Source organism: Leucothrix pacifica, assembly GCF_003172875.1.
GTDB classification, from domain to species: domain Bacteria; phylum Pseudomonadota; class Gammaproteobacteria; order Thiotrichales; family Thiotrichaceae; genus Leucothrix; species Leucothrix pacifica.
Genome location: NZ_QGKM01000043.1, coordinates 42,308 through 61,251, shown reverse-complemented (window position 1 = coordinate 61,251; position 18,944 = coordinate 42,308). Strand labels below are relative to the sequence as shown.

The following is an 18,944-nucleotide window of genomic DNA, read 5'->3' as shown; positions in this document are numbered from 1 at the left end:
TTAAATTCTAGCTATTTCAAGGGAGAGAACTATGTCTGTTAGTCCCAAAGATAATGCGTTGAGCGAAGAGGAACTCCAGGAACTGGTCGCTGCCTCCGACACGGGTTCCAGATCACCCAAAGGCTCAATAGGAACATTTTTAGCAATTGTCGCGATCATCTGGGCAGTATTCCAAATCATTCTCGCATCACCACTGTCTAACAATATTTTACCCGGCGATCTCATCAACAACTCTCGCCAGATTCACTTAGCATTCGCAATATTCCTGGCCTTCATGGCTTACCCCGCACTCAAATCAAGTCCTCGTCATTACATTCCCATTGCGGACTGGATCATGGCATTTGCCGGCTCTTTTATTGCGCTCTACGGTTTCATCTTTTATGAAAAGATTGTTGCCTCAGGTGGTTTAGCTGATGATGTTGATAAATGGGTCGCGCTCGCTGGTCTACTGCTCCTGTTTGAAGCGGCTCGTCGAGCACTGGGCCCGGCGATGGCGATCATTGCCACGATCTTCTTAGCCTATGTATTCTTTGGTTCATCAGAGTGGGTACCCGATGTCATTCGCTGGAAAGGCGCGTCACTGAAGAAAGCCATGAGTCATATGTGGATCACTTCTGAAGGTGTATTCGGTATTGCACTCGGGGTATCGACCAAGTTTGTATTCCTATTCGTATTATTTGGTGCATTGCTTGATAAAGCAGGGGCCGGTAACTACTTCATTAAGATGGCGTTTGGCGCACTGGGACACCTGCGCGGTGGTCCGGCAAAAGCGGCAGTTGTGGGTTCTGCAGCGACAGGACTGATCTCAGGATCATCCATCGCAAACGTGGTCACCACCGGTACCTTTACCATACCGCTAATGAAACGGGTGGGCTTTACCTCCGAAAAAGCCGGCGCTGTGGAGGTGGCCAGTTCCGTTAACGGACAAATTATGCCTCCGGTAATGGGAGCAGCGGCCTTCCTGATGGTTGAATACGTGGGGATTTCCTATCTGGAAGTTATCACACACGCCTTCCTGCCTGCGGCTATTTCCTATATCGCACTGGTTTACATCGTTCACTTAGAAGCGGTCAAAACCAATATGCCAACACTGGGCAACCGTGTTGTTTCGATGGGACGTACGATTGGTGGTATGGCCGGGTTCTTTATCGGTTTCGCCGCGCTGTGTTATGGGGTCAAATACCCCGTGCAATGGATAACCTCAGCATTCCCTGAAAACTCTGGTCTACTGTTATCTGGTCTGGTTGGTGTGGCGTACATTGTCCTGCTATGGGTTGCCTCACGAGTGCCTGATTTAGAGCCAGATGACCCTAATGCAGAGAAGGTTGAGCTACCGGTAGTGGCAGAGATTTATAAAGCAGGTCTCTACTACCTACTCCCAATCGTGGTGCTGGTCTACTTCCTGATGATTGAGCAAAAGTCTCCGGGACTGTCGGCATTCTGGGCAACGGCATTGCTGTTCGTCATACTGCTCACACAGCGTCCTCTTAAGGCGATGTTCCGTGGCGGTAGTGAGATGGTCTCAGCCTTTAAACTGGGTGTTGGCGATCTTCTCGAAGGCATGATTGACGGCTCACGCAATATGATCGGTATCGGTCTGGCGACTGCAACTGCGGGTGTAATCGTCGGTACCGTGACGCTAACTGGTGTTGGTCAAGTTATGGCTGACCTTGTTGAGTTCTTGTCCGGTGGAAATTTGATTCTCATGTTAGTCATGGTGGGCTTGTTAAGTCTGATCCTTGGTATGGGGCTACCGACCACTGCGAACTACATTGTGGTGTCATCGTTAATGGCAGGTGTTGTAGTTGAGCTTGGCGCACAGTCAGGTTTGATTGTGCCGCTAATTGCCGTGCATCTGTTTGTATTCTACTTTGGAATCATGGCCGATGTGACGCCGCCTGTTGGACTCGCGAGTTTTGCGGCGGCTGCTGTATCCGGTGGTGACGCGATTAAAACTGGTTTTGTGGCATTCTTCTATTCACTTAGAACAATCGCCTTGCCGTTCGTGTTTATCTTCAACACCGACTTACTATTGATTGATGTAGGCTTTGCAAAAGGCATCTTAATTTTTGTGATCTCCTCAATTGCGATCCTGGTATTTACCGCCGGAACGATGGGCTGGTTTATCACTAAGAGTCGTATCTATGAAAGCATCGCACTGGTATTGATCGCATTCGCCTTGTTCCGTCCTGACTTCGTGATGAATAAGATTCAACCACCATTTGAAACGGTAGCTGCGTCTCAGTTTGAACAGGCTCTAGCGAACGCAGAACCTGGTCAAGACTTGCGGGTTGTTGTTTCCGGACCTGACTTTGATACAGGTGAGATAAAAGACACCACGATCGTTGTTAGCGTAAAAGACGAGAAGAGTGGTACCGAGCGATTAGCAGATACAGGTCTGCTGTTAGTACCGGAAGGTGACATCGTGAAAATGGATGAACCATCATTTAGCTCACCGTTTGTGAAGCAACTCGAAGGTTTTGACTTCTATGGTGATGACCCTGTGCAGATTAAAACCATATCGGCACCGGCATCACAACTACCTAAAGAGTTAGTCTTTATTCCTGCATTATTAGCGCTTGTGGGTGTTGCTTTATTACAGCGTCGCAGAGCTGAAAAAATCGTGCCGGTATCGACGACTAATCAGGAGGCTTCAGCATGAAGAAATCAGTACTCTGTGCCATCGATATTAGCCAGCCTAATCGTGGTGCTAACACGTTAAGAGCAGCAGCAAAACTGGCTGAGATGGATGACGCCCAACTGGATGTGATCACCGTCATACCTGACTTTGGTACCAGCTTGGTGAGTGGCTTTTTTAACGAAGAGCAACAGCACAAAATCTTAGCTGAGGCTAAGCGCAAGCTCAATGAGCAGGTGTCATCAGTGCTTGGTGATGAAGTTAATGAAAAAGCGCGTCACATAGTCGCGTCCGGAAAGAGCTATCAGGAGATTTTAAAAGTCGCCGAGGCTGCTCAGTCCTCATTAATCGTTGTGGGTGGTGCCCGAAAGCCTGACTTCGCTGATTACTTACTTGGGCCTAACGCCTCGCGCGTGGTTCGACATTCCACCTGCTCGGTGTATGTTGTTCGCTAAGTAGTTGATCCCGGTAAGGTGATTTCACCTTGCTGGGTTTATTATCTGTTCTGTAAACATTCTAATAATCCCCTCCCCCTGTTTCACTAAGAACTCTATACTTTATACAGAGTCTCATCCCTAAGATTGTTTCATTAATCGACTTGTTTGATTACCCGGTGCCGTACTGACGGCTCTGAGTCACCAGAGGAAATACTTATGACACAACTGCGATTCAATACGCCACTATTCATGATTGCCGGATTGATCGGTGGGTCACTCATCGGATTATTAACCAGCACACAACAAGCACACGCACTCAGTTGTATGCGACCTGATCCTGTTCAAATCTGTAAATCCATGGATAAGCCTGTGTGGGCAAAAGGTCAGTTACGACTAAACAAAGTCATTTCACAAGAAAAGAATGAAGGCAGCATCGGTGGACAAGGCCCTGCCGTCGCAGATTATTTATTCACCGGAACGGTTAACGATCAATCCGGGATGCGCGAGGTGAAAGACGCCAAAGTGCGTATTACTACCTCCTGCGCCGGCCCTTGGTGTGCCAAATTACCTGAGGATAAGAAGGCCGGTAATTTCTTGTTGAAGTCAGATGACAAAACGGGAATGAGCTTGCACCTTGGCGCTTGTGATTTCCAACCTTATGGCGTGACAGAGGCGCAGGAAAAAGCCATTCAAGCTTGCGTAACACCCCAGCCAGTAAAACCTGTTAAAAACGCTGCTGAAACACCTAAAGCAGTTGAACCAAAAGGCAGTTCTCAGATTTACTCTCAGTCAAGTCGTGATAAGAAACTCGTGGAGTGATATTGTGGTGTGTCCATTTAGCTAAGCCACTTAGAAAACCATGAGAACCAGTTTAAAGCGAAAAATCATCAGCGTATGTGATGAAAAAATTGAGAAGAAAGGAACGAATGTCGGACTGTCATTCTATGCTTTCTTTGCTAATAAAAATGATGACCCCGAGCTCTTGATGGAAGCTGCGGAGTGGTGGATTAAAACGCATGAATTAGATCATTTTGAAAAGGCAGTGAAGATTAAGGCGATGGTTGAGTCTGAGTGATTCAGCTTGGCTGCCTCTAATCTGATTCGAGCAGTGGCACTCTCACAATAAACCGCGCTCCACCTTGCGGACGGTTTTCTGCACTTAAGCTCCCCTCCAACTCAGCGATAATATTGGTCGATATCGCCAACCCTAAGCCCATCCCTATCCCCGATGGCTTAGTACTATAAAACGGCTCGTAGAGCATTTTTTGCGCCTCTTCACTGATGCCAGGGCCAGAGTCTTCGACGGTCAACACTGCCTGATTTTGCTCAGTAGACAAGTGAATCAATAAATGTCGTGGCTTCTCAGGTGGGTTTTCCTGCATAGCATCCAGCGCATTACGGATCAGATTTACCAGTACCTGCTCCATGCGCACACTGCCAGCCAACACATTGACCGGCTTGTCACTCTGCTGAATATCCAGCGTCACATTAGCCGCCTGAATTGCGGGCTGGGTACTATTTAACGCCCCTTGTATGGTATCGCGTAGATTGACACGACGTATTTCCTTATCACCACTGCGTGCAAAGTAGCGTAGTTGTTGCGTGATAGAGATCATCCGCTCCACTAAAGACGTCAGCTTACCAAGCGTTTTATCCTGCGTTTCCTGTGAGGAATGTGCGCCAAGACTTGCGATGTAAGTACGCATCGCCGATAACGGCTGCCCCAACTCATGAGTAATCGATGCAGATAATTGCCCCATTGCAGTGAGCTTACTGGTACGTCGCAGATCGGTTTCAGCCTTTCTTAATGCAGCCTCCACCTGTTTACGCTCAATAATTTCATGTTCAAGCGAGCGGTTTAACTCGCGCAGTTTACTGGACTCACCTTGGGAATCACGCAAGGCATTATGGGCATTGATCATGCGTATTAACAGCAAGGCTGCAATCGCCATCAGAGCGATGATAATTGCCTTAGACCAAAACGAGACCAACTGACTTTGCACCACAGAATACGGCACGAGGTAGTGAAGCTCCCAGCCCATTTTGCCGATATCTGCGGTCGTTTGCAGGTATTGTGTATTCTGAATCGTGACCAATAACTGGCCTTCTCCAGACTCCTTCAGCCCCAGAGGAGCGAGCGTTTCATTACCAAACTGACGTTGCTTTCGAATTTCTTCGCGCTGCTGTTGAGTGATGGGGCGTAGTGATTTATAGCGCCACTTTGGGCTACTACTTAAAATCACAATGCCATTTTTATCAGAAACAAAAACCTCTGCCTCGCTCCCTTTCCAGTTTTTATCCAGGGTCGATGAGTTGACTTTCACTGCAGTGACCGCTTTGACCGGCCCTGTCTCAGGATAGCGCGCAGAGACAAAGTACCCTGCAATACGGGTCGTCGCACCGATTCCGAAAAAGTCGCCACTGCCCTGCTCCACAGCTCGGGAAAAGTAAGGTCTGAAGCCATAGTTTTCACCAACAAAGCTTTCCTCATGGTCCCAGTTACTGGAGGCAATAGTGGTGCCATCTGCCGCCATTATGTAGATAAAATCAGCCTGAGACGCACTTCGAACCGACTCTAAAACAGCACTGGCTTGCTCTGGTTGCTCAAAGGCTTTTTCAAACAGTGCATCGTTCTTGCTGAGTACGCCGGGTAAATAATCATGCCGACTCAATGTGGCAAACAATGAGCTTCGATACACTTCAACACGCTCATTTTGTCGCGCAGACTGCTGTTCAAGATAATAACCGCGCAAAAAAAGATGCGCCAAGACCAGCGCCAATAAAACAGTCAATGCAGCGATTAGTTGAAGTGCTCTGGAGTCTTTGAATGCTTGCATAGTGAGGATAGGCTGAGCGCTGAAGTGCGCCTAACCCAAAAAGCGCTGACGGCTAATACCGTGCTTTAATAGCTTTTCATTGAGTGTACGGCGGGGAATTTTCAACAAATCACAAACCTTGCCGACGTGACCAGAACACTCTGTCAGTGCTTGTTCCAGTAGTGATTTTTCAAAATTATCAACATACTCACGCAGCTTTAAATCTTTATCTAATTTGGGCTGCGTTGACTGGCTTCGACGCGCCTGAGCTGCCTGCAGTACCTTTTCTTTCATCACGGCGGGATCAAATGGCTTTTCGATAAAATCATAAGCGCCCAAATTCATTGCTTTCACAGCGACAGGAATATCGCCAAATGCCGTCATCAAAATAACCGGCGGGGCATCTGACGTGTTATGCAGCGCTTCCAGTACTTCTAAGCCACTCATCTCTGGCATTTTCAGGTCGCAAACAACGACTCCGTCAAAATGTTCCGGGAGACTTTCCAGTAACGCCTTTCCCGAACTGAAACTGGTGACGCTAAACTCCGGCGCGCTGAAAAAAGCTTCCAGAGAGTCTCGCAAATCAAAGTCATCATCGACAATGATTAACTGAGTAGCCGGTCTATCAGTCATGTGACAGTAACTCTATTAGCACGCAGCCTCGTTCACCCTGCTCCACCGCTTCATGCGCCTGCACAATGCCATCCAAACTAAACAGCTTGGCAACACGGTGAGTAAACTGCTCTTTTTCCAGCATCTGCGTAATGTAATCGATGGCGTCTTTTTTGGCCGACTCCGGCATGGAGTAAATAATGATTGGATGAATCGAAATGTTCTTAAACATCAGATCATAAAACGGCAAGGTAGGCGTCGGGCTCTTGGTTGATGCATAACAACCAATCGCGGAATTGTCCGCCATTGCCGGTAAGTACTGCGGGAGGTTCACCCCAAACTCCACATCCACCACCCGATGAAGTAATGGGCCACCTAAGTGTTCAATCACCTTATCTGCAAAGGCTTCATCATGGTAATTGAGCACCAATTCTGCGCCTAGTTCTGCTATCGCTTCAACATCATCTTCTGATCCGACTGTCGCAATGACCTTCGCCCCCATCGCCACAGCAACCTGTACCGCATGATAACCGACGCGCCCCATGGCCCCCGTGACTAATACATTAAGCCCTTCAATATCGCCTGCAATGGTCAGGCAACGGTGCGCCGTCATCGCCGGAATACCTAAGCATGCTCCTTCGACCAGATCAGTGGCAGAGGGAAGTTTGACGGCTTGGCTATCAGGAAGATTAACTAACTCAGAGGCGGTTCCCCAATGGCGATTGTGTTGCGCTTCATATAACCAGACATTTTGGCCAATGCGTTCTTCTGACACACCTTCACCAACCGCAACGATAACACCAGAACCATCACTGTGAGGAATCACAAAGTCAGCAGGAAAGTCACCGCGCAGTCCCGCGCGTTTTTTTACATCAGAGGGATTAACACCAGAATAGTGTACTAAGACTTCAACTTCACCGGGCGCAGGTGGCTCAATATCACGCTGAGCTATTTCCAGCACATCGGCTGCACTTCCGAATCTAGAGTAAGACGCTGCAATCATAGGAATTCTTCGTGGATACAATTCCTTATTATCTCACAAAAACTCCCATTTGGAGATACTCCCTCACTCCATCGTGGTATGTAAGGGAGTTTTGTATATTTTTAATGCTTTTTAGTATTACCTGCTATCCAGTCCATCAGTGCAAAAAATACCCCCGACACAACAAAAGTCATGTGAACAATGACTTTCCACTGCAGCGTATTCTCATCACCCTCGGTCATCGTGTTATTAATATTCATAAAGGTCTTTAACAGGTCAATTGCAGAGATCGCCACAATCGCTCCAATGACTTTCAGCTTGAGTCCGGAGAAATCAACTTTACCCATCCAGGCCGGACGGTCTTCCTCGTGCGCCACATGAATTTTGGAGACAAAAATTTCATAACCGCTGAATATGATCATCAGCAATAAACTCCCCACCAGCGCCATATCAACCAGTGCCAGAATACCGACAATCACCTCACTTTCTTTGGCAACTAAGACATGTGTCAGCATGTGCCAAAACTCCTGCACAAACTTCACAAACAATAAAAACAAACTGAGGATTAGACCCAGATAAAAAGGCGCTAACAACCAGCGACTACGGAAGATGGTCGATTCTAATTTTTCTTCTATTTGTTTAAGCATGATCAGTCTGTTATCTCGGCTGTAATAATGAACGCGGGTAGATTATTCGTTTAAATGGTGCGATGCAATATACCTGCAATTACAATTCTTACATTTACTCAAATCTTACATAACTGACTGCTTTTCCTCCTTCAAAGAGAGCCAACTGTAGACGACCAACGTTGTGATGATGAGGCTACCTGCCACCGTTGTTTTTAGTGATGGTTGTTCTGATAACACCAACCACACCCACAGTGAACCCAGAATCGATTCGAGCAGGACAATCAAACTGGTTTCAGCGGCGGAGATATAGCGTAGCGACAGCACAAATAATACAAACGACAAGGGCGAGACAATTAATGTCATCAGCAGAAGCGGCGGCCAGGAGGACATTGGTATCGACAGATCACTGACAATGATCATGCAAACCAGACCCGATAAAATATTTCCCAAACCAATACAGCCCGTTAAGTTTTCTCCCGGAAACGCACGCATCACCACAAACTGTGCCGCGAGCGTGATAGCACAGATGACCGCAGCTACGATGCCCAGCCACTGACTACCACTATTTGATTGGGAAAATAGAATGGCTAAACCTACACCGCAAACCAAGGTCGCTACCCAAGTGCGGAGTTTAACCTCTTCAGCAAGAAAAATGGCAGAAAGAAAGGCACTAACAAGGGGAGCAAACGCAATGATGACCAGTACATCAGACGCATTAGTATGGCTCACGCCGTAAACAAAGCCGATCTGGGAGGAGCCGTTAAACACGATGGTGACCAAGACCCACCACACACCCACTGGGCGGAGCTGCTGAAACAGGTTTCGGCGATCCAGAAACTGGTTATAAATAAGCACCATACTGCCACCAATAACACCACGCCACGCACTAATCAGCAGTGGGTTATCACCGACCAAACGAATTAACACGGCATCGGGGGATAGAATGAAAACACCCAGTAGCGCTAGCAGGTAACCTTTTACGATTGATTGAGACATGAACTCTCCTCTTGATAAGGAGAGAAGGTAACGCGTTTCTATTGGTGGAGCTATGCTTTTTTAGCACGCCTGCTTAAGCCGTTTCACGCATTGCTTTAGAAGACAAATCAATGGCGACTACCCGGTTTCGTCCGCTCTCTTTAGCTTGATACAAAGCCTGATCTGCATGTTCATTCAAGCATGCACCCGCAATATCAACTGTTGGGATCACCGTTGCGATGCCCACACTAATGGTAAACTGAACCGGCTTACCCTCATGCATCATCGTGATTTTTTCGATATTAGCGCGAACTCGCTCACCGACTACTGCGGCATTTTTTGAACCGGTATTTGGCAGCATAATGATGAACTCCTCACCACCAAAACGTGCCGCTAAATTGCCAGACTGTCCCACACATAACTTCAACACTTTAGCCACTTTGGTTAAGCATTTATCGCCGAACATATGCCCGTAGGTATCATTGATCTGTTTAAAATGATCAATGTCAGCCATCAACAATGACATAGGCTGTTTGAGCCGTTGATTACCCGCCCAGGCTGTATTAAAAGCCTGTTCAAAGTTCCAGCGATTTGACAGCCCTGTCAGGCTATCTAAGCGCGCAAGGTTATCCAGCTTATGATTGGCCGCGGTTAGTTCGTGCATTGCTGATTCCAGCTTTTGCGTTCTTTCCTGAACCTCACGTTCCAGCTGATTGGTGGTGTCTTTTTGCAACTTTAACAATGAATTCTGTGCTTCACGCGCCTGACGCTCATTTCTTAACGCTAATTGCTGGGCACTCATGCGGGCATCACGCTCACTTTTGATGTGATTAGCCAGGGCAAATGAAATCAGTGCGGCTTCAAAGGTAGAGCCTATCATCATGGCATTTTCACTTAACCACATTGGCATCGGCACGCCCACTCGCCCTAAAGCGAACAAACAAATACCCACTAACAAAGACACCCAAGCTATTAACAATAACTGGGCGGAGCGGTTTCCCTTAAATGACAGCCTGGCTAGTAGCACCAAGGTGGTGACAGTAATCGTTACTCCTAACACCACCGTCGTGATTATCAAGGCCTGATAACTGATAAGGTAGGTATCCGTCATCACAACAGCCGCTGTCGCTGCAAACGCTGCTAATGATATCCAGATAAATGAACGGAAGATCTTGATCGTAGCGGGGTGATGACTTGGCTTTAAATTCAGAAAGTGCAGGATGAAAAACAAACTACTAATCAATAAGCAATAATTTGCCACCGGCACACTTAAGTGATTGAACAGCGTTTCACCTGGCCAAAAATATTGGAATCCTACTCCCTTTTGAATGAGCTGAAGGTAAATGACGGAAGCGGTGTAACCGACGTAATATAAATAACTTTTATGATGCGTCGAAAAGTACAGCAATAGGTTATACACCAGCATAATCGACAGGAAACCAAAAAATAAGCCAATCAATAATAGTTGGTGTTGGTCTTGCTGAAAGAAGGCATTTGCTTGCCACACTTTTACCGGCAAATACATCGCATCGCTTGTTTGAACTCTCACGATCGCACGCAACGCCTGATTTGGCTCCAGGGTGTATGGGAATAAATAATTTCGGTGTTCAATAGGACGTTGTCTGAACGGGTATTCATCACCACTGAGATAACCTTTAACGACCTTATCTCCGTCCAGTAAGAAGACATCAATCTTGTCATGTAGCGGAAATGCCATCTCTAACAACATTGACGTCGCCACCGCGTTTGGATTAACAAACGGCAGACTCAACCAAACCGTTGTATCGGTAAAACCAAAGTTAGGACTGACCTTATCTGCAATCTTCCATTGACTGGAGAGATCTTTTTTACTGACCTCATGAAGCGTCATTGTCCCTGATTTGTCCTCAAGCCAATGCATCACCCGCGACTCATCCACACCCGGACTTTGTGACACGCAAGCGGTCAGTCCAAGTAGTACGATCAGCAGCAACGGCAATAACTTACCGTTGATTTTATGGGTGAATTTCAATGCTAGCTGCCTTGCGCCTTGTCTTTATTATTTTGGTCGGTCATGAGTCTGTGTGACACCGACAGACCATCATTTGGGGGGTAACATTAATAAAATCGGCCAGGTGACAGCTTCCGTCACTTGCTATGGCCAGGTTATGGTTTATTTTTATTTTGGGTTCGACCTCGCAGATCTCAGTCTATTTTTACATTAAGCGAGGATTATCAGAAACTATTTTCGATGAACTGGCGGGAATGGGGGATATTTCAGCGGGTAACAAAACACACTCAAGATTTCCAGCTTGCAACAATGCTATAATGACGCTGTCAGAAACTCAGTACATGCAATATCAGTTATATGGAAGTAACAAATGCGAGAAGATAAAAAGAACAAGAATAGTAACGCTGTAGACACGCTTATGAGCATCAAAGGCAATGCTGTATATAAACCACACAACCCCAAGCGCGACCGTTTCATGCCCTTTTGCGCTAAAACAAGTGTCTGCGAATCGTTAAATGCTAATACAATTATTATTAGTGATAGCCCCATTGCTATAGCAAGTCAGTACCCATTTCCCCATCAAGTTGAAGCCCAGGTGAGGCTCTTGCTTGAAAACCGTACTCCTGCGCTTGTCATATTAGCCAGTAGCTCAGATATTCAAAATCACCAGCTACCTGTTTACTTCTCTGGCTCTGCGAGCTATGGAGAGTTGCAGACACAATCCAAGTTTGTAGACTACATTGAACTAAGTGAAAACACTGAAGTAAAAGTCTTTAGGTTAACAATCATATACGGCGATGACTCTGTCGAAATTCCGGTACTACATGTCCATAATTGGCTGGATCACCAAGCCATCAGCCCTGACACCACGTCTAAACTGATTCAGTTAATTGAATCAACTGTTAATAAATCCACTGCTACCCGTACCTCAGAAACTGAGACAGACTCTCAAATCGCGGGTAAAAATCTTCCGGTAATTCATTGTAAAGCGGGAGTCGGGCGAACAGGCCAAACTATCGCAGCCATGGCCATGAAAAAACACCCAGATTTAAGTTTAGAAACGATTGTCAGAGACATCCGAGCATCTCGAAATGATCACATGATCCAAACTAATAAACAAATGAGAACATTGATTAAGATCTCACTAAACACAAGTGCTGTAAAAGAACTACCAGTGACCAAGCCTACGTTTTCATGGCGCAAGGTATTTGGCATGAAATAGTCGGCTCGGAGTATAACCTCAGTGAGCCTTCCAATGGTGCTCCTCTAACATCTGCTGAATATCTTGCTTCAATAAATTTGATGCCAGATCCCCGCATGTAGTTGAGAATATGACTATTGCTCATCGATGAAGTTCTGCGACTCCATCAACATGCCAGCACTACCACAAGCTGGTTCATAAACTGTCATCATTAACGGCAAGATGAGATTCATCTAAGCGGGTAGTTTTCCACACAGTATTAGAAAACGTATTTTCATGCTTTCAAGCTAAACTCCAGTCAACTAGCACTCCAGTAGCGTCAGCGCTATACTAAAATCAACACACCAACGGATTCGACCATGGCTCAAGCACTCCACAATGAATACGTAAGCTTTGATGACTACCTCGCAGGTGAACGAGACGTGGATGTGCGCAACGAGTATGTTGATGGTCAGGTCTATGCCATGGCAGGAGCTAGTGAAACTCACAATACCATCTGCACCTCTCTCACATCCACTATCGACAATGCCTTACCGGAATCCTGCCGCGTCTGGCAGTCCGATATGAAAGTCATTGGAGAAACTCAGGGCAAGCACTTTTCTTACTACCCTGACATTATGGCAGCCTGTGGTGAAAACGAAGGCGACCAATACGCCCGAACTAATCCCGTTCTAATAGTTGAGGTGCTTTCGCCGAGTACACAGCGTGTTGATATGAAAGAAAAGTTCGACAACTACAAAAGCATCTCGTCTCTGCTTGAGTATGTCGTGATTTCTCAGGATGTTCCGCTAGTTCGTATTTTCAGACGCCGCAGTGCATGGAGTATGGAGTCGTTTTATGCGGAAGATAGTATTGAGCTTGAGTTTGTTGGTATTACAGTAGCAGTCAGCCATATTTACAGACGTGTACGCAAAGAAGTCGGCTTAGAGTCACTACTACAATAACTCACAACAATGAGCGTGAATGCGTCAACGGCGAAGCCATCAGCCGCTTGTGCTCACTAACCTGCACCCTTTCAGCCTGAAACACAGCCTGTAATGCTGGCAAGCACAAATGCGGATCTAAGCCCGCACAAAAGAACACATCAATCGCCACCATCTGCTCTTCAAACCAGGTATTCACACAGATATGTGACTCCGCCAGAATGGCGAAAGCTGTCACCCCCGCATGCTCACCAAAGTCTGACAGGTCCATTTTCAGCAAGGTGGCATGACTATCTTCAACCGCTTGCAATATAGCACTTCGAATTGCCTCTTTATCGTCGGTGCGTTTTGCCCCCCACATATCCACAAACAAATGAGTGCCAGCGTATTGAACGCCATCTGGTCGGCGGTGCAATGCGCCTTTTTGTCTATTATTATCCATCGGTGCCATCACCCCAAACTACTAGTCCTGCATTGTAAACAGGGCAGGAGTAATAATGAAGCAGTCGATTCAGGCGCTTAATGAAAACGCCTGACTAATCCCATATAGCGCGGGATTTTTGGCATTAATGACAAAGGCCGGTACTTGCTTCAGGTGTTTTCTGAAACGTCCTTTCGCTTCAAACCGCTCACGAAAACCAGAGGTCTCAAAGTAACTCCCCAGCTTTGGTACAATGCCGCCCCCAATGTAGACTCCCCGAAATGCACCCAGCGTCAGTACCAGATCGCCGGCCACCGAGCCCAATAAACAACAAAACGTGGCCAAGGCTTCTGAGCAGCAGGCATCTTCACCACTTAAACCCATTGCTGATATCTCGGCCGGCTTCAGGGGCTTTGCTTCGACACCCTCAAGCTGGCAAATCGCTTGATAAAGGTTCTGCAGGCCCATTCCGGAGATCAGTCGCTCAGCTGAAACATGTGGGAATTGCTGCCAGCATAGCTGTAAAATATCGCACTCCCGTGCAGTACCGGGACTGATACTGACGTGTCCGCCTTCACCCTCAACAGGCACCCATTGATCACCGCGCTTTAGCAAGCCCGATACCCCTAAGCCAGTGCCCGGACCAATTACTGCGACTGATGAACCTTTATTTGATGGCGCAACGCCACCAATCTGATGCAAATCACCCGCATTCAGTAGCGGTATCGACATTGCCAAGGCAGTGAAATCATTTTTGAAAATCATTTCATCAAAACCCAGCGCCTGACAGGTCTCCTGAATAGAAAAGGCCCATTGGTGATTGGTCATTTCCACCCAATCACCCGCTATCGGGTTCGCAATGGCCAGTGCTGCCTGACGGATCGTTGGCGCACCAAGCTGCGATAAATAGTGTTGAATCGCAGTAGTAATATCCGGGTAGTCCGCACAGGCCAAAATCATTTGATGGTCAATACTCCCTGATTCAGAGAGCAACGCGAACCGCGCATTGGTGCCACCGATATCGGCGACTAAACGCATTCCTGACTGCGCTTTTCCGACGATATCGACAGCCTCCGGCGAATGATGAATTACATGGTGAACCGCGGACATCAGTAGATACGCTGCTCAGTGTCAGGATCAAAAAATACCGCTTTCGACATATCGAACTGTAACGGCATTAACTCACCTACTTTACTTTGTGCCGTTGGATGAACCCGGCAGACCGTTCTAACGCCATTCAAACGAGCAGTTACCATGGTATCTGGTCCTGTCGGCTCAATGATTTCAATCAGACAAGGTATTGTCATGGTATCAGGCTTATCTTCACTCACCTGAGTAAGCTGCTCCGGACGAATACCGAGTACAACTTTTTTCCCAACATACTCAGACAAGCCCTCAATACCATTTTCCACTGGTAATTCATGGCTGGCACCACCACTTTCCAATACCAACACTAAGCCATTCATACCCTGTTTCACATCACACGGCACAAAGTTCATGGATGGGCTTCCCATAAAACCTGCAACAAACTGATTCTTCGGGTTATCGTAAATGTCTTGTGGCGACCCGAACTGCTGAATCTCACCGTCCTTCATCACAGCAATCACATCACCTAAGGTCATCGCTTCAATTTGATCATGCGTGACATAAACGATAGTCGTACCTACACGCTGATGCAGTTCTTTGATTTCACTACGCATTTCCACGCGCAGTTTAGCATCAAGGTTTGATAATGGCTCATCAAACAGATAGATCGAGGGGTCACGTGCTAAGGCTCGCCCCATGGCTACACGCTGGCGCTGCCCGCCCGATAGTTGTTTCGGCTTGCGGTTTAACAGAGGTTCGATTTGCAACATCTTAGCCACTTTCGCTACGGTGGCTTCCAGCTCATCCTTCGGTGTTTTATTGATTTCAAGACCAAACGAGATGTTCTGCTTTACCGTCATGTTCGGGTATAAGGCATAGGACTGGAACACCATAGCAATATCCCGATCCTTAGGATCAAGATGTGTCACATCACGATCGCCAATAGTGATATTACCGTTACTAACTGATTCCAACCCTGCAATCATATTTAGCAAGGTGGACTTACCGCAACCCGACGGCCCCACCAGAATCAAAAACTGACCCGGTTCGATTTCAAGATCAATACCTTTAAGCACTTTGATGCTGCCAAAGGTCTTTTCAACATTTTGAATTTTTAACGCTTTCATAATTTCCTTTAACCTTTAACTGCGCCTGCGGTGAGGCCCCGAACGAAGTACTTACCTGCGACGATATAGACTAACAATGTCGGTAATGCTGCAATAATCGCAGCCGCCATATCGACGTTATATTCTTTAACACCCATGGAGGTATTGACCAGATTATTCAGAGCGACAGTAATTGGTTGCGCATCCCCCGAGGAGTAAACCACTCCAAACAGAAAGTCATTCCAGATTTGTGTGAACTGCCAGATTACTGACACCACCACAATCGGTACGGAAATCGGCAGCACAATCCGGAAGAATATTAACCAAAAACCCGCACCATCAATGCGTGCGGCATTGACCAGTTCATTTGGAATGCTGATGTAATAATTTCTGAAAAACAGCGTGGTAAACGCCAGACCATAGATGATATGCACCATGATCAAACCGGAGGTTGTTCCGGCTAATCCCAGAAAACCCAGTGTGCGCGCCATTGGTAACAGGATCACCTGAAACGGGATCATAGTGCCGATGAGCAACATGCCGAAGAACAGATTACTGCCTCTGAAGCGCCATTTAGTCAGCACATAACCGTTCAGCGCACCCAGTATCGTTGAAATAATAACCGCCGGTACCACGATCAATACAGAGTTCCAAAAAAACCCTTTCATACCGTTACAATCAACACCTGTGCAGGCCGTACCCCAAGCCTTAGACCAGGCGTCAAAGTTCAGCCCTTGTGGTAGTGATAACAGAGTGCCGGAGCGAATCTCTTCCAAATCCTTTAGCGACGTCATCAACATGACGAACAGGGGTAACAGGTAGAAAACAGCAGCAAGCAATACCAAACTATAAATTAAAACTCGACTTAAGCTCATTGTTTGCGCTCCCTAAGTTCGGAATATAGGTATGGCACAATAATCGCTACAACCGCCATCAACATCATCATAGACGCGGCTGATCCCAGACCTATCTGGCCACGCGTGAAAGAGTAGGTGTACATAAATGTTGCTGGTACATCCGTTGCATAACCAGGCCCACCACCCGTGAGTGCCACAATCAGGTCAAAACTCTTAATAGCGATATGGGTGAGTACGATCAGCGCACTAAAAAACACAGGGCCTAGTCCGGGAATAATAATTCTACGGTAGATCAATGGCATCGATGCACCATCGACTCTGGCCGCCTTAACCACATTCTCATCAACTCCGCGTAAACCCGCTAAACACAGCGCCATGACAAAACCCGAGGACTGCCAGACACCCGCCAGCACTACGGTATAAATCGCCATGTCAGCATTGACCAACCAATCAAAACTAAAGGATTCAAAACCCATCTCCCGCACCATTCGCTGAATACCCAGCTCAGGGTTTAAGATCCACTTCCAAACCGTTCCGGTTACGATGAAGGACAATGCCATCGGGTACAGATAAATCGTACGAATCGCGCCTTCAGCCCGTATTTTCTGATCCAGGAATATCGCCAGAAACAAACCAACAAGCAAACAAATAACAATAAACAAGCCACCGAAGACCAACAGATTCTGAGCAGCCACCCACCAACGGTCATTAGCAAACAGTTTTTCGTACTGGATAAAGCCAGCCCAATCGTACTTTGGCAGCATGCGTGATGAGCTAAAGGATAACCAGGCATTCCACAGCATGAAGCCATAGATAAAAACGAGTGTGACGACAAACGTCGGAGCAACCACTATTTTTGGTAGTAAGGTTCCCAACGATTGTCGGGACGAGCTGGATACGTTCATGACAAGATGAACCCTCCTGAAATACTAAAACAGAGAAGAAACTGAGACTCAGCACTACATGCCAAGCCTCAGTCCACTGGAAAGGCTAGAGACTACTGAGCAGCCGCAATAGCATTAACCATTTTGTCAGCCGCAGCCTCTGCTGTGACAGAATCATTGTTATAGAACTCAGTCACTGCATCAGAGATTGCCCCTTGTACTGCAGAGAATGTAGACATTCCATGCGCCATACTTGGCACCAATGTTTTGTCAATTGACGAACTAACGAAGTCAACAGATGACAGCTTTGCACAGTCATCAAACTTGCTCATCGATAAGTTCAGGCGTGCTGGTACTGAACCTTTATTCAGGTTAAACACTTCCTGAAACTCAGGGCTTAGAATAGTGCTTGCCAAATCATTCTGGCCCTCCTCTAATTCCTTGTTATCCAAATCGAACATCACAAAGCTATCGATATTGAACGTGTAAGCATTCGACGTGCCCGGTGCTGCAGCACAGATATAGTCAGCACCCGGCTTTTTACCCGCAGCAGTGAACTCACCTTTTGCCCAGTCACCCATAAATTGCATACCCGCTTCGCCTTTAATAACCATCGCAGTTGCCAGATTCCAGTCACGTCCTGGTGCACCTTCATCGGTGTAAGCTTTGATTTTACGGAACGTATTTAAAGCCTTGATCATGGTTGGGCTTTTGATCGCCTCAGGGTCTAGCTTAACGAATGCCTGATTATAGAATTCTGCACCGCCAACACCCAACACAACCGACTCAAAGGTTGTGGCGTCTTGCCAAGGCTGTCCGCCATGAGCCACCGCTGTCATACCGGCTGCTTTGATTTTATCGGCCGCAACAAAGAACTCATCCCATGTTGTCGGAACGGTTGCGCCTGCTTTTCTGAATACTTCCGGGTTTGCCCACATCCAGTTAACACGATGCACGTTTACAGGTACTGCCACGTATTCGCCGTTGTACTTCATAACATCTGATACAACGCTTGGTAGTAACGCATCCCAACCTTCCGCTTTCGCTACAGAGTCGATGTTTGCTAATACGCCCTCTTCGCCCCACTCCTGAATACTTGGGCCTTTGATTTGTGCCGCTGCGGGAGGGTTACCAGAAACAACGCGAGACTTTAGTACGGTCATTGCACTTTCACCGCCACCACCAGCTACTGCAAAATCTTTCCAGCCGTGCCCTTTTTCTTCCAACATTTTCTTTAGCTCGGCGACTGACTTAGCTTCGCCGCCCGATGTCCAGTAGTGCAGTACTTCTACATCAGCCGCTTGTGCGCTCATTGACAGACCAAGTGCTAAAGCAACGCTTAAACCAATTTTTGAAATTCTCATTTCGACTTCCTCCGGTAAAAATA

18 protein-coding genes are annotated in these 18,944 nt (G+C 47.0%); 6 read left to right on the top strand and 12 right to left on the bottom strand.

The annotated features are described in order from the left end of the window. Positions 1 to 31 precede the first annotated feature (31 nt). The 4 genes from DKW60_RS14520 (at position 32) to DKW60_RS14505 (ending at position 4,150) form a co-directional block, all read left to right on the top strand. Positions 32 to 2,662 carry a TRAP transporter permease gene (locus DKW60_RS14520; RefSeq protein ID WP_109838385.1) on the top strand — a complete coding sequence of 877 codons (2,631 nt, stop codon included), beginning with the start codon at positions 32 to 34 and terminating at the stop codon, positions 2,660 to 2,662. After that, positions 2,659 to 3,093 carry a universal stress protein gene (locus DKW60_RS14515; protein ID WP_109838384.1) on the top strand — a complete coding sequence of 145 codons (435 nt, stop codon included), beginning with the start codon at positions 2,659 to 2,661 and terminating at the stop codon, positions 3,091 to 3,093. Before DKW60_RS14520 ends, DKW60_RS14515 begins: the two co-directional genes overlap by 4 nt. Positions 3,094 to 3,291: 198 nt before the next feature. Then, positions 3,292 to 3,894, top strand: a complete 603-nt coding sequence (locus tag DKW60_RS14510) for a hypothetical protein (RefSeq protein WP_109838383.1) — start codon at positions 3,292 to 3,294, stop codon at positions 3,892 to 3,894. A gap of 40 nt (positions 3,895 to 3,934) precedes the next feature. Further along, positions 3,935 to 4,150, top strand: coding sequence for a DUF6500 family protein (locus tag DKW60_RS14505; RefSeq protein WP_109838382.1), 216 nt, complete (start codon positions 3,935 to 3,937; stop codon positions 4,148 to 4,150). A 16-nt stretch (positions 4,151 to 4,166) separates the two neighbouring features. On the opposite strand, the gene DKW60_RS14500 is transcribed toward DKW60_RS14505, so the two are convergent. The 6 genes from DKW60_RS14500 to DKW60_RS14475 form a co-directional block, all read right to left on the bottom strand. Then, positions 4,167 to 5,912, bottom strand: coding sequence for a sensor histidine kinase (locus DKW60_RS14500; RefSeq protein ID WP_109838381.1), 1,746 nt, complete (start codon positions 5,910 to 5,912; stop codon positions 4,167 to 4,169). Positions 5,913 to 5,942: 30 nt separating this feature from the next. Next, a complete protein-coding gene (locus DKW60_RS14495; protein WP_109838380.1) occupies positions 5,943 to 6,524 on the bottom strand; it encodes a response regulator in 582 nt (193 codons plus the stop codon). Continuing rightward, on the bottom strand, positions 6,517 to 7,506 hold the full coding sequence (locus tag DKW60_RS14490) for an NADPH:quinone reductase (RefSeq protein WP_109838379.1): 990 nt from the start codon (positions 7,504 to 7,506) through the stop codon (positions 6,517 to 6,519). The genes DKW60_RS14495 and DKW60_RS14490 overlap by 8 nt, the downstream gene beginning before the upstream one ends. A 101-nt stretch (positions 7,507 to 7,607) precedes the next feature. Further along, positions 7,608 to 8,132 (bottom strand): TIGR00645 family protein, encoded by a 525-nt coding sequence (locus DKW60_RS14485; protein WP_109838378.1) that lies wholly within the window; start codon positions 8,130 to 8,132, stop codon positions 7,608 to 7,610. A gap of 105 nt (positions 8,133 to 8,237) precedes the next feature. Next, complete coding sequence (locus DKW60_RS14480; RefSeq protein WP_109838377.1) at positions 8,238 to 9,110, bottom strand: DMT family transporter; 873 nt, start codon at positions 9,108 to 9,110, stop codon at positions 8,238 to 8,240. Positions 9,111 to 9,183: 73 nt separating this feature from the next. Then, the gene (locus DKW60_RS14475; RefSeq protein ID WP_109838376.1) at positions 9,184 to 11,100 is read right to left on the bottom strand and encodes a sensor domain-containing diguanylate cyclase; all 1,917 of its coding nucleotides are present in this window, start codon (positions 11,098 to 11,100) and stop codon (positions 9,184 to 9,186) included. Positions 11,101 to 11,449: 349 nt separating this feature from the next. On the opposite strand from DKW60_RS14475, the gene DKW60_RS14470 reads away from it, so the two are divergent. Together DKW60_RS14470 and DKW60_RS14465 are read left to right on the top strand one after the other, a co-directional pair. Continuing rightward, on the top strand, positions 11,450 to 12,301 hold the full coding sequence (locus tag DKW60_RS14470) for a protein-tyrosine phosphatase family protein (protein ID WP_109838375.1): 852 nt from the start codon (positions 11,450 to 11,452) through the stop codon (positions 12,299 to 12,301). Between the two features lie 338 nt (positions 12,302 to 12,639). Continuing rightward, positions 12,640 to 13,224, top strand: coding sequence for a Uma2 family endonuclease (locus tag DKW60_RS14465; protein WP_109838374.1), 585 nt, complete (start codon positions 12,640 to 12,642; stop codon positions 13,222 to 13,224). Between the two features lies 1 nt (position 13,225). Here DKW60_RS14465 and speD read toward each other — a convergent pair whose 3' ends face one another. From speD to DKW60_RS14435, 6 genes are all read right to left on the bottom strand, one after another. After that, complete coding sequence (speD, locus tag DKW60_RS14460) at positions 13,226 to 13,645, bottom strand: adenosylmethionine decarboxylase (RefSeq protein ID WP_109838416.1); 420 nt, start codon at positions 13,643 to 13,645, stop codon at positions 13,226 to 13,228. A 69-nt stretch (positions 13,646 to 13,714) separates the two neighbouring features. Next, positions 13,715 to 14,734 (bottom strand): glucokinase, encoded by a 1,020-nt coding sequence (locus DKW60_RS14455; RefSeq protein ID WP_109838373.1) that lies wholly within the window; start codon positions 14,732 to 14,734, stop codon positions 13,715 to 13,717. Next, the gene (locus DKW60_RS14450; protein WP_109838372.1) at positions 14,734 to 15,837 is read right to left on the bottom strand and encodes an ABC transporter ATP-binding protein; all 1,104 of its coding nucleotides are present in this window, start codon (positions 15,835 to 15,837) and stop codon (positions 14,734 to 14,736) included. The genes DKW60_RS14455 and DKW60_RS14450 overlap by 1 nt, the downstream gene beginning before the upstream one ends. Positions 15,838 to 15,845: 8 nt before the next feature. After that, the gene (locus tag DKW60_RS14445; RefSeq protein ID WP_109838371.1) at positions 15,846 to 16,691 is read right to left on the bottom strand and encodes a carbohydrate ABC transporter permease; all 846 of its coding nucleotides are present in this window, start codon (positions 16,689 to 16,691) and stop codon (positions 15,846 to 15,848) included. Continuing rightward, positions 16,688 to 17,578 carry a carbohydrate ABC transporter permease gene (locus tag DKW60_RS14440; RefSeq protein ID WP_109838370.1) on the bottom strand — a complete coding sequence of 297 codons (891 nt, stop codon included), beginning with the start codon at positions 17,576 to 17,578 and terminating at the stop codon, positions 16,688 to 16,690. Before DKW60_RS14440 ends, DKW60_RS14445 begins: the two co-directional genes overlap by 4 nt. A 92-nt stretch (positions 17,579 to 17,670) precedes the next feature. Beyond that, positions 17,671 to 18,921, bottom strand: a complete 1,251-nt coding sequence (locus DKW60_RS14435; RefSeq protein WP_109838369.1) for an ABC transporter substrate-binding protein — start codon at positions 18,919 to 18,921, stop codon at positions 17,671 to 17,673. Between the last annotated feature and the right edge of the window lie 23 nt (positions 18,922 to 18,944).

Bases quoted from the DNA above. Each gene is read 5' to 3' on its own strand.
- DKW60_RS14480 (WP_109838377.1), bottom strand. From the start codon at position 9,110: ATGTCTCAATCAATCGTAAAAGGTTACCTGCTAGCGCTACTGGGTGTT.
- DKW60_RS14435 (WP_109838369.1), bottom strand. From the start codon at position 18,921: ATGAGAATTTCAAAAATTGGTTTAAGCGTTGCTTTAGCACTTGGTCTG.
- DKW60_RS14465 (WP_109838374.1), top strand. From the start codon at position 12,640: ATGGCTCAAGCACTCCACAATGAATACGTAAGCTTTGATGACTACCTC.
- DKW60_RS14495 (WP_109838380.1), bottom strand. From the start codon at position 6,524: ATGACTGATAGACCGGCTACTCAGTTAATCATTGTCGATGATGACTTT.
- DKW60_RS14440 (WP_109838370.1), bottom strand. From the start codon at position 17,578: ATGAACGTATCCAGCTCGTCCCGACAATCGTTGGGAACCTTACTACCA.
- DKW60_RS14445 (WP_109838371.1), bottom strand. From the start codon at position 16,691: ATGAGCTTAAGTCGAGTTTTAATTTATAGTTTGGTATTGCTTGCTGCT.
- DKW60_RS14490 (WP_109838379.1), bottom strand. From the start codon at position 7,506: ATGATTGCAGCGTCTTACTCTAGATTCGGAAGTGCAGCCGATGTGCTG.
- DKW60_RS14510 (WP_109838383.1), top strand. From the start codon at position 3,292: ATGACACAACTGCGATTCAATACGCCACTATTCATGATTGCCGGATTG.
- DKW60_RS14500 (WP_109838381.1), bottom strand. From the start codon at position 5,912: ATGCAAGCATTCAAAGACTCCAGAGCACTTCAACTAATCGCTGCATTG.
- speD (WP_109838416.1), bottom strand. From the start codon at position 13,645: ATGGATAATAATAGACAAAAAGGCGCATTGCACCGCCGACCAGATGGC.
- DKW60_RS14520 (WP_109838385.1), top strand. From the start codon at position 32: ATGTCTGTTAGTCCCAAAGATAATGCGTTGAGCGAAGAGGAACTCCAG.
- DKW60_RS14515 (WP_109838384.1), top strand. From the start codon at position 2,659: ATGAAGAAATCAGTACTCTGTGCCATCGATATTAGCCAGCCTAATCGT.
- DKW60_RS14470 (WP_109838375.1), top strand. From the start codon at position 11,450: ATGCGAGAAGATAAAAAGAACAAGAATAGTAACGCTGTAGACACGCTT.
- DKW60_RS14505 (WP_109838382.1), top strand. From the start codon at position 3,935: ATGAGAACCAGTTTAAAGCGAAAAATCATCAGCGTATGTGATGAAAAA.
- DKW60_RS14455 (WP_109838373.1), bottom strand. From the start codon at position 14,734: ATGTCCGCGGTTCACCATGTAATTCATCATTCGCCGGAGGCTGTCGAT.
- DKW60_RS14450 (WP_109838372.1), bottom strand. From the start codon at position 15,837: ATGAAAGCGTTAAAAATTCAAAATGTTGAAAAGACCTTTGGCAGCATC.
- DKW60_RS14485 (WP_109838378.1), bottom strand. From the start codon at position 8,132: ATGCTTAAACAAATAGAAGAAAAATTAGAATCGACCATCTTCCGTAGT.